The organism is Falsiroseomonas sp. (assembly GCF_051860665.1).
GTDB lineage: Bacteria > Pseudomonadota > Alphaproteobacteria > Acetobacterales > Acetobacteraceae > Falsiroseomonas.
In genome coordinates, this window is sequence record NZ_JBHYDM010000053.1 from 1 (window position 1) to 15,029 (window position 15,029).

General features: G+C 72.3%; 17 protein-coding genes. 3 read left to right on the forward strand and 14 right to left on the reverse strand.

Annotated elements, in window-relative coordinates; genetic code table 11:
• Positions 1–109: 109 nt before the first annotated feature.
• The 5 genes from ACTIF1_RS26145 to ACTIF1_RS26165 form a co-directional block, all read right to left on the reverse strand.
• Positions 110–706, reverse strand: a complete 597-nt coding sequence (locus ACTIF1_RS26145) for a malonic semialdehyde reductase (protein WP_439599406.1) — start codon at positions 704–706, stop codon at positions 110–112.
• 123 nt (positions 707–829) lie between these two features.
• Positions 830–1,396 (reverse strand): NifU family protein, encoded by a 567-nt coding sequence (locus ACTIF1_RS26150; RefSeq protein WP_439599407.1) that lies wholly within the window; start codon positions 1,394–1,396, stop codon positions 830–832.
• An 86-nt stretch (positions 1,397–1,482) separates the two neighbouring features.
• Positions 1,483–1,977, reverse strand: coding sequence for a universal stress protein (locus ACTIF1_RS26155; RefSeq protein ID WP_439599408.1), 495 nt, complete (start codon positions 1,975–1,977; stop codon positions 1,483–1,485).
• 37 nt (positions 1,978–2,014) lie between these two features.
• A complete protein-coding gene (locus ACTIF1_RS26160) occupies positions 2,015–2,776 on the reverse strand; it encodes a TIGR02186 family protein (RefSeq protein ID WP_439599409.1) in 762 nt (253 codons plus the stop codon).
• Entirely contained in the window at positions 2,773–3,654 is an 882-nt protein-coding gene (locus tag ACTIF1_RS26165) for a sulfite exporter TauE/SafE family protein (RefSeq protein WP_439599410.1), read from the reverse strand. The genes ACTIF1_RS26160 and ACTIF1_RS26165 overlap by 4 nt, the downstream gene beginning before the upstream one ends.
• A gap of 230 nt (positions 3,655–3,884) precedes the next feature.
• On the opposite strand from ACTIF1_RS26165, the gene ACTIF1_RS26170 reads away from it, so the two are divergent.
• Positions 3,885–5,456: a bifunctional metallophosphatase/5'-nucleotidase gene (locus ACTIF1_RS26170; RefSeq protein ID WP_439599411.1), complete on the forward strand. Its 1,572-nt coding sequence runs from the start codon at positions 3,885–3,887 to the stop codon at positions 5,454–5,456.
• 6 nt (positions 5,457–5,462) lie between these two features.
• Here ACTIF1_RS26170 and ACTIF1_RS26175 read toward each other — a convergent pair whose 3' ends face one another.
• From ACTIF1_RS26175 to ACTIF1_RS26185, 3 genes are read right to left on the reverse strand one after another with little or no spacing between them, the layout of a single operon-like run.
• The gene (locus ACTIF1_RS26175) at positions 5,463–6,704 is read right to left on the reverse strand and encodes an MgtC/SapB family protein (RefSeq protein WP_439599412.1); all 1,242 of its coding nucleotides are present in this window, start codon (positions 6,702–6,704) and stop codon (positions 5,463–5,465) included.
• A 31-nt stretch (positions 6,705–6,735) separates the two neighbouring features.
• Complete coding sequence (locus ACTIF1_RS26180; protein WP_439599413.1) at positions 6,736–7,344, reverse strand: c-type cytochrome; 609 nt, start codon at positions 7,342–7,344, stop codon at positions 6,736–6,738.
• On the reverse strand, positions 7,341–8,558 hold the full coding sequence (locus tag ACTIF1_RS26185) for a PQQ-dependent sugar dehydrogenase (protein WP_439599414.1): 1,218 nt from the start codon (positions 8,556–8,558) through the stop codon (positions 7,341–7,343). The genes ACTIF1_RS26180 and ACTIF1_RS26185 overlap by 4 nt, the downstream gene beginning before the upstream one ends.
• A 143-nt stretch (positions 8,559–8,701) precedes the next feature.
• On the opposite strand from ACTIF1_RS26185, the gene ACTIF1_RS26190 reads away from it, so the two are divergent.
• Positions 8,702–9,313 carry a DUF938 domain-containing protein gene (locus ACTIF1_RS26190; RefSeq protein ID WP_439599415.1) on the forward strand — a complete coding sequence of 204 codons (612 nt, stop codon included), beginning with the start codon at positions 8,702–8,704 and terminating at the stop codon, positions 9,311–9,313.
• A 16-nt stretch (positions 9,314–9,329) separates the two neighbouring features.
• On the opposite strand, the gene ACTIF1_RS26195 is transcribed toward ACTIF1_RS26190, so the two are convergent.
• The 6 genes from ACTIF1_RS26195 to ACTIF1_RS26220 all read right to left on the reverse strand — a co-directional run bounded on the left by ACTIF1_RS26195 (position 9,330) and on the right by ACTIF1_RS26220 (position 13,697).
• On the reverse strand, positions 9,330–9,542 hold the full coding sequence (locus ACTIF1_RS26195; protein ID WP_439599416.1) for a hypothetical protein: 213 nt from the start codon (positions 9,540–9,542) through the stop codon (positions 9,330–9,332).
• A gap of 102 nt (positions 9,543–9,644) precedes the next feature.
• On the reverse strand, positions 9,645–11,471 hold the full coding sequence (gene ptsP / locus ACTIF1_RS26200) for a phosphoenolpyruvate--protein phosphotransferase (protein WP_439599417.1): 1,827 nt from the start codon (positions 11,469–11,471) through the stop codon (positions 9,645–9,647).
• A 15-nt stretch (positions 11,472–11,486) separates the two neighbouring features.
• Positions 11,487–11,750, reverse strand: coding sequence for an HPr family phosphocarrier protein (locus tag ACTIF1_RS26205; RefSeq protein ID WP_439599422.1), 264 nt, complete (start codon positions 11,748–11,750; stop codon positions 11,487–11,489).
• Between the two features lie 104 nt (positions 11,751–11,854).
• Positions 11,855–12,316, reverse strand: coding sequence for a PTS sugar transporter subunit IIA (locus ACTIF1_RS26210; protein WP_439599418.1), 462 nt, complete (start codon positions 12,314–12,316; stop codon positions 11,855–11,857).
• Entirely contained in the window at positions 12,313–13,233 is a 921-nt protein-coding gene (gene rapZ / locus ACTIF1_RS26215) for an RNase adapter RapZ (RefSeq protein ID WP_439599419.1), read from the reverse strand. The genes ACTIF1_RS26210 and rapZ overlap by 4 nt, the downstream gene beginning before the upstream one ends.
• A complete protein-coding gene (locus ACTIF1_RS26220) occupies positions 13,230–13,697 on the reverse strand; it encodes an HPr kinase/phosphorylase (RefSeq protein ID WP_439599420.1) in 468 nt (155 codons plus the stop codon). The genes rapZ and ACTIF1_RS26220 overlap by 4 nt, the downstream gene beginning before the upstream one ends.
• Positions 13,698–13,817: 120 nt before the next feature.
• Here ACTIF1_RS26220 and ACTIF1_RS26225 point away from each other — a divergent pair, with 120 nt between their 5' ends.
• Complete coding sequence (locus tag ACTIF1_RS26225; protein WP_439599421.1) at positions 13,818–14,753, forward strand: serine/threonine dehydratase; 936 nt, start codon at positions 13,818–13,820, stop codon at positions 14,751–14,753.
• The last annotated feature ends 276 nt before the right edge of the window (positions 14,754–15,029 follow it).

Genomic DNA, 15,029 nt, shown 5'->3' on the forward strand with positions numbered 1-15,029 from the left:
GCCCCTCTCCATTTCTGTTCATGAATCAAAGGGTTCCAAGGGGCCACTGCCCCTTGGCGGGAGGGTGCAGGGAGGGCAGGGCCCTCCCTGCGGACCGCCAGCGCCCCGCCTATTCCAGCCGTGCCGCCTCATCGAAGCTCAGGCGCGGGCTGCGGGGGAAGAGGCCGGTGTCGTCGCCGTAGCCGAGGTTGACCAGGAAGTTGGATTTCCAGGTGGTGCCGGAGAGGAAGAGTTCGTCGACCTTGGCGTTGTCGAAGCCGCTCATCGGTCCGGCGTCGAGGCCGGCGGCGCGGGCGGCCAGGATCAGGTAGGCGCCTTGCAGCGTGCCGTTGCGGAAGGCGGTCGTCTCGGCCAGGGCGGGGTTGCCGGCGAACCAGGACCGCGCGTCGGCGTGGGGGAAGAGGAAGGGCAGCTTGTCGTAGAAGGCGGTGTCGTGCGCCACGATGGCGATGACGGGGGCGGTCATCGTCTTCTCGAGGTTGCCGGGGGACAGGGCTTCCTTCAGCTTCGCCTTGCCTTCCGGCGTGCGGATGAAGATGAAGCGGGCCGGCGAGGCATTGGCCGAGGTCGGGGCGAATTTGAGGAGGTTGTAGATCTCCTCGATCTTGCTGTCGGCGACCGGCCGGTCCTGCCACTTGTTGGCGGTGCGGGCCTCGCGGAACAGGGTGTCCAGGGCCTGGGCGTCGAGGGGGGCGTGGTCGGTCATCGTGATCTCCGTTGCCGCCGCTGGGGCGTTGCCGCGGAGATAGGCCGGCTTGGCGCGACGGGCCAATCGCCCGCCGCCATATCCGTCATCCGCCGGTGGAATGTGCGGCGGGTCGGGGTCGGTTCAGGCCTCCACCTGCTCCACCCGGACCACTTCCGGCACGTAGTGGCGCAGCATGGTTTCGACCCCGTGCTTCAGCGTGGCGCGGGAGGAGGGGCAGCCGGCGCAGGCGCCCTGCATATGCAGGCGGACGACGCCTTCGCGGAAGCCGCGGAAGACGATGTCGCCACCGTCGCCGGCGACTGCCGGGCGTACGCGGGTGTCGAGCAGTTCCTTGATCTGGCTGACGATTTCCTCGTCCTCCGCGGCGAAGTCCTCATCCTCCGCGGCGGCGTCCTCGCCTTCCATCACGGGCAGGCCGGCCAGGTAGTGTTCCATCACGGCGCCGAGGATGCGCGGGCGCAGCATCTGCCAGTCGGCGGCCTCGGTCTTGGTGACAGTGACGAAGTCCTGGCCGAGGAAGACGCGGGCGACGTCGCCGACCGCGAAGATGCGCGCGGCGAGCGGGCTGCGGCCGGCGGTGTCCTCGGCGGTGGTGAAGTCCGCGGTGCCGCGGCTGGCCATGACGTCGCGGCCCGGAAGGAACTTCAGGGTGGCGGGATTCGGCGTGGCTTCCGTCTCGATGAACATTCTTCTCGGTTCCGCGGTGCTGGCGATACCAGACTTATGTGGTCCGTTTTAGGGCCTGCTGCAACCAGTGACGCCTCTGGCGTGCCTCAGGTCACCCGCTCAAGCTCCGCATCGCTCATCCCGCCCGGCACGATGGTCATCGGCACCAGCAGCTTGGTGGCGTAGCGGCCGGTCAGCGCCTGGATCAGCGGGCCGGGGCCGGAGCTGCCGGTGGAGCTGGCCAGCACCAGGATGGAGATGCGCGGATCCTCGGCCAGCAGGGCCAGCAGCTCGTCACGCGGATCCCCCTCCCGGATCAGCAGGATCGGCAGGCCGCCGGTCAGCTCGTTCACCTCCGCCGCCAGGCCGGACAGCAGGCGTTCCGCCTCCTCCCGCCGTTCCTCGGCCAGCATGGCGCCGACGCCGGCCCATTCCACCTGGCCGGCGGGCTCGATCACCCGCAGCAGGGCCACGCGGCCGCCGGATTTGCGCACGCGCAGCGCCGCGTAGCGCAGCGCCAGCGTGCGTTCTGGGCTGTCATCCACCACCACCAGGAAGACCCGGTCCCGCCGCGCCTGCGCCGCTTCCGCCGTTTCGCCCATGCTCGATACCCCAGAAGTCGCCGCGCCGGGTGGCTCCTCAGCCGCGCCGGAAGACGACGCTGCCGATCCAGCCGGCCAGGCCCGCCATGATAATGCAGGCAATGGCATACAGCACCGGCTGTTCCCGCGCGACGTCGGCGATGAAGGCGGAGGTGCCGATGCGCTCCACCTCCAGCCGCAGTTCCTGCCGCGCCACCACGCGGCGGTCGCGCACCAGCATCACCTGCACCTGGTACAGCCCATGCACCACGGTCGCCGGCAGCGGCAGCCGGGCGTGGAACAGGCGCCCGCCCGAGACCTCGATCGGCCGGTCCCGGTCCACCCAGAGCCCGGCCTCCTGCTGCAGATTGGCGAGTGCATTGCGGAAGGTGGGGCCCTGGGCGCCCAGCTGCACCAGCGGCAACTGGTCCAGCGCGAGCCGCAGGTCGGCGCGCTCCACCCGGTCCAGCATCGCGGTCAGCGGGCGGGTGGAGGCCAGGGCCCAGTAGCTGGGCACCCGATTGAAGCGGGCGGAGGGGCCGTTGATCCAGAAGCCCATGACGCTGACCTTCTGGCGCACCATCATGGAGGTCTCGGGCCCGGTGACCAGCACCAGCACCTCGTCCCCCTCGGGCCCGATCAGGCGTTCCGTGGCGCCGAAGACCAGGATCTCGGCGCCGGAGAAGGCGGTGGTGACCTCGACCCGGCGCACCGAGAGTTCGGCGGCCAGGGAGGGCGGCACCACCGCGGCCTGCTGCGCCTGGGCGGGCAGGGCGAGCAGCAGCGCGCAGAGCCAGAGCGCGACGCGCAGCCGGCTCATGGCACCGGGCCGATGACGAAGAGCGCCTCCGGCACCCGCAACAGGTCCCAGAGCAGCGAGATGGCCACCGCCAGCACCAGCGCGCCGAGCAGCGCGCGCATCTCCTCCCCGCGCAGCTTGGTGCCCATGGCGGCGCCGAATTGCGCGCCGGCCACGCCGCCGGCCAGCAGCAGCAGGGTCAGCACGATATCGACGCTGCCGACCTGGATGGCCTGCAGGAAGGTGACATTGGCGGTGACGAAGACCACCTGGAACAGCGAGGTGCCGATCACCACGGCCGTCGGCATGCCGAGCAGGTAGATCATCGCCGGCACCAGCATGAAGCCGCCGCCCACGCCCATGACGGCGGAGAGCACGCCGATGGCGAAGCCGATGCCGAGCGGCGGGATGACGGAGATGTAGAGCCGCGACTTGCGGAACCGCATCTTGAAGGGCAGGCCGTGCATCCAGAGGTGTTCATGCAGCCGCGCGGGACGCGACCGCTTGCGGCGCAGGATCGCCGTCAGGCTTTCCCGCACCATCAGCCCGCCGACGCTGCCCAGCACGACCACGTAGAAGATGGCGACCGCGAGATCGACCTGGCCCGCCCGGCGCAGCCAGGCAAACAGCTGCACGCCGGCCAATGAGCCGAAGAAGCCGCCGATGATCAGCACCGTGCCCATCCGCACATCGACATTGCCTCGCCGCCATTGCGCGATGAGGCCGGAGACGGAGGCGCCGAGCGTCTGGTTGGCGCCGGAGCCGACCGCGACCGGGGAGGGAATGCCGATCAGGATCAGCAGCGGCGTCAGCAGGAAGCCGCCGCCGACGCCGAAGAGTCCGGACAACCAGCCCACGCCAAAGCCGATGCCCAGCAGCAGCAGGGCATCGACCGACATTTCGGCAATCGGCAGATAGACCTGCATTCCGCGGGCGAGTCTCGGCTGGCGGCGTGGCGACAAGAAGGCGGTATCAACCTCCGCGCAGAAGGCCGCAACCCGGCGGCGCGCGGGAAGTGTGGTCGTTGCGGTCAGATCGGCGTGCGCGGGCCTGTTGCAGCCGCCATCACGACGCGCATGACGCCGCGTGGCCGATCCGCTATCCGGGGCGCGAACCGGAGCATGCCGCCATGATGCAGCACCCCATCCTGGGCCGTCGGCTTTTCGCCAGCCTGCCGCTGGCCCTCGCCGCGCCGGCGCTGCGCGCCCCCAGGGCGCAGGCGGCGGCGCGGGTGACGCTGCTGCACCTGAACGATTTCCACAGCCGGCATGAGGGCGCGCAGGCCTCCGGCGCCGCCTGCCGTATCGGCGCGCCCTGCGCCGGTGGCGCGGCGCGGCTGGTGGCCAGTTTCCATGCGGCGCGCGCCGCGGCGGTGGCGGAAGGCCGCGCCGTGCTGGCGCTGGATGCGGGGGACCAGTTTCTGGGCAGCCTGTTCTACACGCTGCACCGGGGCATGGCGGAGGCCGCGGTGCAGCGGCAATGGGGCGTGCAGGCCATGGCGCCCGGCAACCACGACTTCAACGGCGGGCCGGCGGTGCTCGGCGCCTATCTGCGGGCGCTGGGCGTGCCGCTGCTGGCGGCCAATCTCGATGCGGCGGCGGAGCCGGAGCTGGCCTGGCTGGTCGCGCCCTATCATGTCTTCCGGGTCGGCGGCGCGCGCATCGGCGTGGTCGGGCTGACGCTGGAGACCATTCCGCAGATCTCCTCGCCCGGTCCCAACCTTCGCTTCACGGCGGCGGAGGAGGCGGCGGCGCGCGCCATCGCGGCGATCCGCGCGGAGGGGCCGGCCACCATCGTCGTGCTGTCGCATCGCGGCCTGGCGGCGGACCAGGCGCTGGCGGCGGCGGTGCCGGGTATCGACGTGATCGTCGGCGGCCATTCCCATACGCTGGTCACGCCGCCCCTGCTGATGGACGGCGCGGACCGGCCGGTGCGGATCGTCCAGGCCGGCGCGCTGGGCCGCTGGCGCGGCAGGCTGGACCTCGACCTGGCAGCGGATGGCCGGGTGGCGGCGCATGCCGGCGGCGCCGAGGAGATCACGGAGGTGATGCCGGAGGATCCGGCCACGGCCCGGCTGGTGGCGGATTTCGCCGCCCCGCTCGGCGCGCTGCGGGCACGCCCCGTCGCCGCCTCCGCCGGCGGGCTGGAGAATACCACCTGCCGGATCGGCGAATGCGCCATCGGCAATCTGCTGGCCGATGCGCTGCTGCGCGCCGCGCCGCAGGCGGACCTGGCGCTGACCAATGCCGGCGGCATCCGCACCGGCCTGCCCTCCGGCCCCATCACGCTGGGGGACGTGCTGACCACGCTGCCCTTCTCCAATACCCTGGCCACGGCGCGGCTGCGCGGCGCGGTGCTGCTGGCGGCGCTGGAGAATGGCGTTTCCAACCCTGGCAGCGGGCGGTTCCCGCAGGTGGCGGGCCTCGCCTTCACCTGGAACCCGCTGGCGCCGGCGGGCCAGCGCATCGCGGAGGCGCGCATCACCACCGCCCGCCGCCCCGGCCCGATCGACCCGGAGGCCGACTACCTGGTGGCGACCAACGACTTCCTGCGCCGCGGCGGCGATGGCTACACCATGCTGCGCGACGCGGCGTTGGAGTCCTACGACGCCGGCCCGCCGCTGGAGGATGCCTTCGCCGCGCATCTGGCGGCGCTGGGCGATGTTCCGGCGCGGCTGGAGGGTCGCATCACGGCGCGCTGAACGGGTTCAGCCCGGCAGGGCGAAGGCCACCGCGCCGCCCACCACAAGCGCCGCCAGCGTGGCGCCGGCCAGCGGCCAGGCGAAGGCGCGCGGCCCGGCGGCGGCGGCCAGCAGCAGCCGCACCAGCGCATTCGCCGCCAGCGCCGCCAGAACCGCCTGGCCGATGGCCGGGCGTGGCACATCCTCCAGCCGCAGCGCGCTGAGCACCGCGACATCCACGTCGAAGGCGCCGGACAGGGCGGAACTGCCCAGCAGGCTGGCCGTGCCGAAGCTGCCGACCAACGCGGCGCTGGCGGTGGAGACCAGGGCGAAGCCGGCGGCGAAGACCAGCAGCGGCCCCAGGTCGAAGGGGTTGCGGTCCGGGCCGGGCGCCGCCGCCTCGCCACCACGCCAGACCAGCAGTCCGCCGCACAGGGCCAGGACCAGGGCGGCGGCCAGCGCCGCGGGTGCCACGCTGGGCAGCACCGAGGGCTGCAGGATCAGCACCAGGCCCGTCACCCGCAGCACGGAGACCATGGCGGCCAGCGAGGCCGCCCCCGCCAGCGCCCGGCTTTCCGCCCCCGCCGCCGCGCTGCGGGCGAAGGCCAGCGTCACGGCGGTGGAGGAGACCACCGCCCCCAGCAGCCCACCCGCCAGCACGCCCCGGCGCGGCCCCAGGATGCGGGCGGCGATATAGCCCAGATAGGAGATGGTCGCGGTCAGGACCGTGAAGAACCAGATCTCGCGCGGATTGAGCCCGCCCCAGGGGTCGATGGTGCGGTCCGGCAGCAGCGGCAGGATGATGGTGGTCATCACCGCCAGCATCAGGGCGGAGCGCAATTCCACCCAGGACAGGCGCCGCAGCGCCCGGTGCAGCATCTCCCGGCTCGCCAGCACCGCGGCCAGCGCGGCGCCGCCCGCCGCCGCCGCGCGAGGGTCCCCCGCCACCGCCAGGGCGCCGAGGGCGAAGGTGCAGAGGCCGACGATGGCGCTGGTGGCGCTCAGGCTGTTCTCCGCCACCGCCTCCCGCGCCTGGAACCAGCCGAAGACCAGGGCGAAGCCGAGGAAGCCCAGCGCCAGCACCAGCGGCGCCTGCAGGCTGGTGGCCAGCGCGGCGAGCACGGCGCCGAGCAGGGCGGCGATGCCATGGGTGCGGATGCCGGCGGTGCGCCGGCCATCCGCTTCCTCCCGCTCCCGCCAGCCACGTTCCAGACCGACCAGCAGGCCGATGGCCAGCGCGACGCCCAGGCGGAAGATCAGGTCATCCATGCACCCTCATGCCCCGGCGCGGCGCGGGACGCTACTCCGCCCGCGCCGGCTGGTGCGCCAGGTAATGGGCCAGCGCCGCGATGGCGTCGTCCGGCACGCCGTACATCACGGCATTCATATTGGTATCCGTGCCGCGCCGCTGGCTGTCGCGGTACTGTGCCAGGGTGTGGCGGAGAAAATCCTCCCGCTGGCCGGCGATGCGCGGGATCTGGTTGCGGCCGCGATAGTCCGGCAGGTGGCAGACGCCGCAATTCATGCCGGCGGAAAGCTGCCGGCCGCGCTCCGCCAGGGCCGCATCGCGCGGCGCCAGGTCCGGAGGCGCCGCCGGGGCCAGCGCGGCGAAATGCGCGGCCAGGTCCTCCACCTGCTGGTCCGTCAGCCCCTGGGAGAGCTGGTTCATCGGCTCCGCCTGGCGCAGCCCCTCCCGGAACAGGATCATCTGCAGCGTGACGAATTCCGCCGGCTGCCCCGCCAGCGAGGGGATTCTTTCCAGCTCGCTGACGCCGGCCGTCCCGTGGCAGCTGGCGCATTGGCGTTCGGCGGCCAGCGCCGCCCCGCGCGCCGCGTCCTGCGCGGCGGCGGGGCTGATTGCGCCGGCGGCCAGTGCGGCCGCCAGCAGGGCGATTCGAGAAAAAATCACTGGCGGTAGGTGATCCGGTAGATCGCGCCGAACTGTTCCTCCGCCACCAGCAGCGAGCCGTCGCGCATCACATGCACATCCACCGGCCGACCGAGGAAGCGCTGGTTCGCGTCATCCCGCAGACCCTCGAGGAAGGGCTCGATGCCCGTGACATTGCCCTGCGCATCCAGCTTCGCCACCACCACGTCGAAGCCGTTCAGCCTTTCCCGATTCCACGACCCGCGGCGGGCGATGAAGATCTGGTTGCGATAGGCCTCCGGGAACATGGTGCCGGTGTAGAAGCGCATGCCGAGTGCTGCGACATGCGGGCCGAGCAGGGCGGCGGGCTGGACGAATTCGCTGCAATTGCGCTGCGCCGGCGCGCCGGGGTCGGCCCAGTCGCCGACGCAGAAGGGGAAGCCGTGATCCTCGCCGCTGCGGCGGACGCGGTGCAGCGTGTCGTTCGGGATGTCGTTGCCGGCCCAGTCGCGACCGTTGTTGGTGGCCCAGAGCTCGCGGGTCTGCGGATGCAACGCCATGCCGACGCTGTTGCGCACGCCGCGCGCCTCGATCCGCCGGTCGCTGCCATCGGGGCGGAAGGAGACCAGCAGCGCGAAGCGGTCGCGGTCGAAGTCGCAGACATTGCAGGGCACGCCGACATTCATATAGAGGCGGCCATCCGGGCCGGGGGCCACGAATTTCCAGCCGTGATGCTCCTCCGTCGGCAGGGCGAAGGCGGAAGTCAGGTCGGTGCCGCTGCCGGGATTGTCGAGGTTCTGCTCGATATTGTCGAAGCGCAGCACACGGTTGATGGCGACGACATAAAGATTGCCGTCCAGCACCGCGATGCCGTTGGGCTGGTTCAGCCCCTGCAGCAGCGTGCGGGTGGAGGTGGTGCCATCCGCATTGCGGGTGATGGCATAGACCCGGCCGATGGTGCGGCTGCCGGCGAAGATGGTGCCGTTGGGGCCTTCCGCCATCATCCGCGCGCCGGGGATGCCATGGGCATAGACCTCCGCCGTGAAGCCGGCCGGCAGACGGATGGACGAGAGCGGCAATTGCTCGCGCGGCGTCACCGTCAGGCGCGGCGCGTGGGGGGCCAGGGTGGCGGCCATGCCGCTGCCTTCGCGGCCAACGGCCCAGGCCGGTGGGGCGGCGGGTTGCTGGGCCTGGACGGCGGGTGCCAGGCAGAGCGCCGCCAGCATTCCTGCCGCGGCGATACGGGTTCGGACCATGTCTCTTTCCCCTCCTCGCGGACCTTGGCGGCCCGCTTCGCGGGAGAGGATGCAACCGTGGCCGGCGCGGCTTCAAGCGGCTTTGCAACCGTTTGCGGCGCCGGCCGGTTGACGTCTGCGCCAGCGCGGCCGAAACGGCCGGCATGTCGGACATGCCCCCCGGCGATGCGCGCCGCATCGCCCCCGCCGCCGCCCGCAACCGGGACCCGATCCTGGCCGCGCTGCGCCCCCTGCTGCCGGCGGCCGGCCTGGTGCTGGAAGTGGCGAGCGGCAGTGGCGAGCATGCGGCGCATTTTGCCGCGGCCTTGCCCGGCCTGCACTTCCAGCCGAGCGACCCGGACCCGGCCAACCGCGCCAGCATCGATGCCTGGTGCGCCGGGGCCCCGAACATCCGCCCCGCCCTGGCGCTGGATGCCATGGCGCCGGACTGGCCGCTGGCGGCGGCCGATGCGGTGCTCTGCATCAACATGATCCATATCGCGCCCTGGGCCGCGACGCCCGGCCTGCTGCGCGGCGCCGCGCGCATCCTGCCGCCGGGCGGGCCGCTGGTGCTCTACGGCCCCTATCTGCGGGACGGGGTGGCGACGGCGCCGAGCAACCTGGATTTCGACGCCAGCCTGCGCGCCCGCGACCCCGCCTGGGGCCTGCGGCGGCTGGAGGAGGTGGCGGCGGCCGCCGCGGCGGCGGGTTTCGGCCCGCCCGCCGTCACCGAAATGCCGGCGAACAACCTGCTGGTGGCCTTCCGGCGCGGCTGAGGCTGCGGCTGAGGGATCACTTGGACAGCAGGCGGCGGCGTGCCTCGCGCAGCGCCGCGGCCTGGGCGGCTTCCGGCAGGGCGGCGCCCTCGCGGTCGGTCATCGGTGCTTCCAGCCGCGCGGACTGGGCGAGCGCGGCGCCGGCGGCCTGGCCTTCGGAGAAGGCGGAAAGCGGCGCGAGCCAGACGGCCATCAGGCCGGTGACGGCGGCGCGGCGGATATGGCGCATGCGGCGGACCCCTCCGTGATGCCCGCCCATTGCGCCGGCCTGCCGGGGCACATGGGTGGCACCAAGGTGGCGACAAAGCGGCAGGCCATCACGCCCGCGCGATCAGCCGCGTTCCGTCACGCCGGTGGCAAAGCCGTCCACCAACTCCCTGATCCGGGCCGGATCCGACTGCTCCATCACCCGCCGGGCGAAGCGCGCGCAATCGCCGATATCCAGGGCGCGCACCGCCTGCTTCACGCGGGGGATGGCGCTGGCATTCATCGACAGGCAGCGGATGCCAAGCCCCAGCAGCAGCGGCACCAGCCGCGGATTGCCGCCCATCTCGCCGCAGACGGAGACCGGCATGCGCAGCCGCAGCGCGGCCTCCGTGGCGAATTGCATCAGCCGCAGCACGGCCGGGTGCAGCGGGTCATACAGGTGGCTGACCTCCGCATCGCCGCGATCGACGGCCAGCGTGTACATGGCGAGGTCGTTGGTGCCGATGGCGAAGAAATCGGCCTCCAGCGCGATGGCATCCGCCGCGAGCGCGGCGCCCGGCGTCTCGATCATCGCGCCCAGCTCGGGCAGCTTCTCGGGCAGCTTCTCGCCGCGCCGGCGCAGGCGGCGGGCGACGCGTTCATAGATCTCCCGCGCCTGCTTCACCTCGGAGGGGATGGTCACCATCGGCAGCAGCACGCGCACCACGCCATCCGGCGCCCCGCCGGCAACGCGCAGGATCGCGGCGAACTGCGCCTCCAGCAGTTCCGGCCGCTTCAGCAGCATGCGGATGCCGCGCAGGCCGAGCGCCGGGTTCGGGCTGCTATGCGGCTCGATCCCGGCGGCCAGCGCCTCCATGTCCTTCTCGCCGCCCCAGTCCAGCACGCGGATGGTGATGGGATCGCCCGCCATGGCGGCCACGATGGGCGCATAGGCCGCAAGCTGCGCCTCCTCGTCCGGCAGGTCCTCGCGGTTCATGAACAGGAATTCGGTGCGCAGCAGGCCGATGCCCTGGGCGCCGGCCTGGGCGATCAGCGGCAGCTCGGCCGGGATCTCCATATTGGCCAGCAGCTCGACCGCCTCGCCATCCGTCGTCACCGCCGGCAGGCGGCGCAGCTTCGCCAGCCGCGTGCGTTCCTTGGCGTAGCCCGCGACCTGGTCCTTGGCCCAGACCAGGGTGGCGGGGGTGGGGTGCAGGGCGATGGTGCCGGCCGCGCCGTCCAGCACCATCTGGTCGCCGCGTCGCGCGGCCTCCGTCAGCCCATGGGCGCCGAGCACGGCGGGAATGCCCAGCGCGCGCAGCATGATGGCGGTATGCCCATCGGCGCCGCCCTCCTCCGTCGCCACGCCGGCGATCCGCGCCGGGTCGAGCAGCGCGGCATCGGCCGGCGTGACCTCCTCCGCCACCAGGATGGCGCCCTCGGGCACGTCCTTGAAACTGCGGAAGGGGTTCTGGGTGAGGTTGCGGGTCAGGCGGCGGGCGATTTCGCGGACTTCCCCGGCGCGGCGCTTCAGCCCCGCCTTGTCGTCGTCCTTGGCGGAGAGGATGACCTCCGCGATCGCATCGGCCTCATCCGCCACCGCGGTCTCGGCCGCCAGCAGGCCGGATTCGATGCGCTTGCGGGCGCCGCGGATCAGACGGCTGTCGCCCAGCATCATGGCATAGGCATCGAGCAGGGGTTCGAGTTCTTCCTGCGCCTCCTCCGGCAGCACGCCGAGGCGCATCTTCAGCTTGGCGACCTGCTTGCGGGAGGCGCCGACGGCGGCGGCCAGGCGCTGCTTCTCGGATTCCACCGCCGCTTCGGCGATGCTGCGGCGGGGGGCCTCCGCCGGGGGTTCCGTGGTGTCGAAGACCGCGCCGATGGCGATGCCCTGGGACACCGGGATGCCGCGGATGACGATTTCCTTGGTGCGCCGCGGCGCGCGCTTCGTCTCGGGCTTTTCCGCCTTCATCTGACGTCCTGGGGGCTATTCCTCATGAAAGCCAGCTTCCAGCAGACCGACGATGGCGTCCATCGCCTCCTTCGCGTCCCAGCCCTCGGCCTCCACCACCACCTCGCTGCCCTGGCCGGCGCCCAGCATCATCAGCCCCATGATGGAGCAGGCCGGCACCGATTGCCCGTGGCGGGAGACATTGACGCAGGCGGAGAAGCGTTCCGCCACCGTCACCAGCTTCGCCGCGGCCCGGGCATGCAGCCCGCGGCTGTTGATGATCTTCACGGTCTTGCGCATGGCCAGGCCGCCAGAGGGGTCGCAGCCGCAGGGGCCGGCCTCCGCCGTCATGCCGGGGGGCTGGGCGCCTGCCTTGGACTCACCGGCTTCGTCGGGCCATTCGTTCATGGATCGTCCCTCTTCGGGCCTCCCTCCGGCGTGGCGTGGCCATTCACCGGCGGGGACCTGGCGCCGTCGGACATATCCGCGGCGCTTGCGATGTATTTCCGCCCCGCCGCGGTCGCATGCGCGACCGCCTCCGGCAAGGGCTCCGTGCCGCGAATCTTTGCCAGCTTCACCAGAAGCGGCAGGTTCACGCCCGCGATCACCTCCACCGTGCGGTGGTCACACAGCTGGAAGGCGAGGTTCGAGGGGGTTCCGCCCAGGATGTCCGTCAGCACCACCACGCCATCCCCCTGGTCGACGCGGGCGATGCAGTGGCGGATATCCTCCCGCCGCGCTTCCAGCTTGTCCTCGGGATAGATGCAGACCGTCGCGACGGCGCCCTGCGGCCCCACCACGTGTTCCATGGCGAGGCGAAGCTCCTCGGCGAGGCGGCCGTGGGTGACGAGCACGAGACCGATCATGATATGTGCGCCAGGGCCTCCCGCCCCGCAGTCGATGCCCCCCTGGTTGCAGAAGGGGGGGTGGCCAGGTCCCGGTGGATCAGGTCCACCCGCCAGCCAAGAGACGCCAGATGGGATGCCAGACGCTCCGCCACAAGGACGGAGCGGTGCCGCCCTCCGGTGCAGCCGATCGCGACTGTCAGGTACTTCTTCCCCTCCGCGGCGTAGCGCGGCAACAGCAGCTCCATCATCCCCGTCATGCGGTCCCAGAATGGGGTGAAGGCGGCATCGGACTCGACAAACTCGGCGATCGGCGCATCGCGCCCCGTCATCGGGCGCAGCGCCGGGTCGTAATGCGGGTTGCGCAGGAAGCGCACGTCCCAGACCAGGTCAGCTTCGCGCGGAAGTCCTTTCGGAAAGCCGAAGGAGACGATGCCGATGGCCAGCCCCGCGGCATTTTCCGGCCGGAAGCGGCGCTCGATCAGCCGGCGCAGCTCCGGCAGCGGCAATTCGGAGGTATCGACCACCCAATCCGCCGCATCGCGCAGCGGCGCCAGCAGCGCGGCCTCCCGCGCGATGCCTTCCGTCACGCGGCTGCCCAGGGCGCCGCCGGGGGCCAGGGGGTGGCGGCGGCGGGTTTCGGAGAAGCGGCGCAGCAGCACCCCCTCCTCCGCCGTGGCGAAGACCAGGTTGGCGGCGATCCGCGGATCCGCCCGCAGCCGGGCCAGCTGCCCCAGCAGGGCGGAGGCATCGAAGCCGCGGGAGCGGGTATCGACGCCGATCGCCAGCGGGCCATCGCCATCGCCCACCAGCTCGTCCAGGATCTGCAGCGGCGGATTGTCCACCGTCTCGAAGCCCAGATCCTCCAGCGTGCGCAGGATGCTGGCCTTGCCGGCGCCGGACAGGCCGGTGACCAGGAGGACGGGTCGCGGGGTCATGCGGCGCGGCCGCGGGGTTCGAAGGCGCCGGCGGCCATGCGGGCGCGGCCGCAGGCGGCGGCCAGGGCGAAGCCCAGCAGGTCCGGCGCCGAGGCCTGCAGCCCATGCAGCGCCACCATGGGCAGGGTGAGGCCGAGCGCCTGGTAGCTGGACGGTTCCGGCAGCCGCGCCAGGGCCGCCCCCTCCGGCAGCAGCTGCGCCACCAGCCGCAGCGGGATGTCCTGGACCGTCGGCAGGTCCTGCATCAGGCCCAGGCCACGAATTTCCAGCAGGCCGCGCAGCGGGGCCGGCGCGCTGGCCCGCAGCGCATCCCCCTCCACCGCCAGCTCCACCTGGTCATCCGCCACCAGATCCCAGCCCCGGCCGAGCAGGCGCAGGACGAGATCAGACTTCCCGCTGCCCGAAGGACCCAGGATCAGAACCCCTTGCTCATCCAGGGCCACGCAGGACCCATGCAGCGACATGACAGGCAGTTAACCTCGTCTGGTCGCCAGACCATGGCAGAAAGGTGGCGAGCGTTAAAGGGGACTCCCGAAAGCGCGAGCGGTTGCCACCGGCAGCCCCCGCTGCCAGCTTCCGGCCCCATGACCGAACCCCGCCCCGCCGAGATCGAGGCCGCCGCCGGCCGCATCGCCCGCTTCATCCGCCGCACCCCGGTGCTGCGCCTGGAGGGGGGCGATCTCGGCCTCGAGATCCCGCTGATCCTGAAGCTGGAACTGCTGCAGGCCAGCGGGTCCTTCAAGCCGCGCGGCGCCTTCAACCGGATGCTGTCGGTGCCGGTGCCGGAAGCGGGGGTGGTCACCGCCTCCGGCGGCAATCACGGCGCGGCGGTGGCCTATGCCGCCCGCGCGCTGGGCCATCGGGCGGAGGTCTTCTGTCCGGTGGCGACGCCGGCCGCCAAGACGTCCCGCATCGAAAGCTATGGCGCCACGCTGCATCGTGTCGGCGCCGCCTATGACGAGGCGCGCATCGCCAGCGAGGCGCATGCGCAGAAGACCGGCGCGCTGCTGGTGCATGCCTATGACCAGCCCGAGATCCTGGCCGGGCAGGGCACCGTCGGGCTGGAGCTGTGGCAGGATGCGCCGGAGGCGACGCATGTGCTGGTGGCCACCGGCGGCGGCGGGCTGATCGGCGGCATCGCCGCCTGGTATGCCGGCAGGGGAACGCAGGTCATCAGCGTGGAGCCCGAGGGCTGCCCGGCCCTGCACCATGCGCTGGCCGCCGGCCAACCGCTGCCCGCCCCGGTCGGCGGCCTGGCGGCCGACAGCCTGGGAGCCAGGCAGATCGGCGCGCTGTCCTTCGCGGTGGCGCGGGACCATGTGGCGCAGGCGGTGCTGGTGCCGGATGCGGCGATCGCGGAGGCGCAGCGCCGCCTGTTTTCCGCCCTGCGCCTGGTGGCCGAGCCCGGCGGCGCGGCCGCCCTGGCGGCGCTGGTCAGCGGCGCCTTCCAGCCGCCGCCGGGCGCCAAGGTGGCTGTGATTCTCTGCGGGTCGAATACGGATCCGGCGAAGGTGGTCTGAGGCTTACCGCGAATTCAGCGCCGCCCCATGCGGCCGTCAGGCGGCGGCGCGCAGGATGGCCTTCTTCGATGGCGATTCCCCCCGGTTGCCCGCGAAACGCTGCACCCCGGAAGGACCATCTCATGCGCCAGACGCTTCGCCTGCTTTTCGCCGCCGCCCTGCTGGGCGCGCCCCTCTGGCTCGGCGCGCCCGCCCCGGCCCAGGCCCAGTCCACCACGCCGCAGGTGACCGAGGGCGCGGCCGCGCCCCAGGCCGCCACGCCGCGCCGCACCCGCC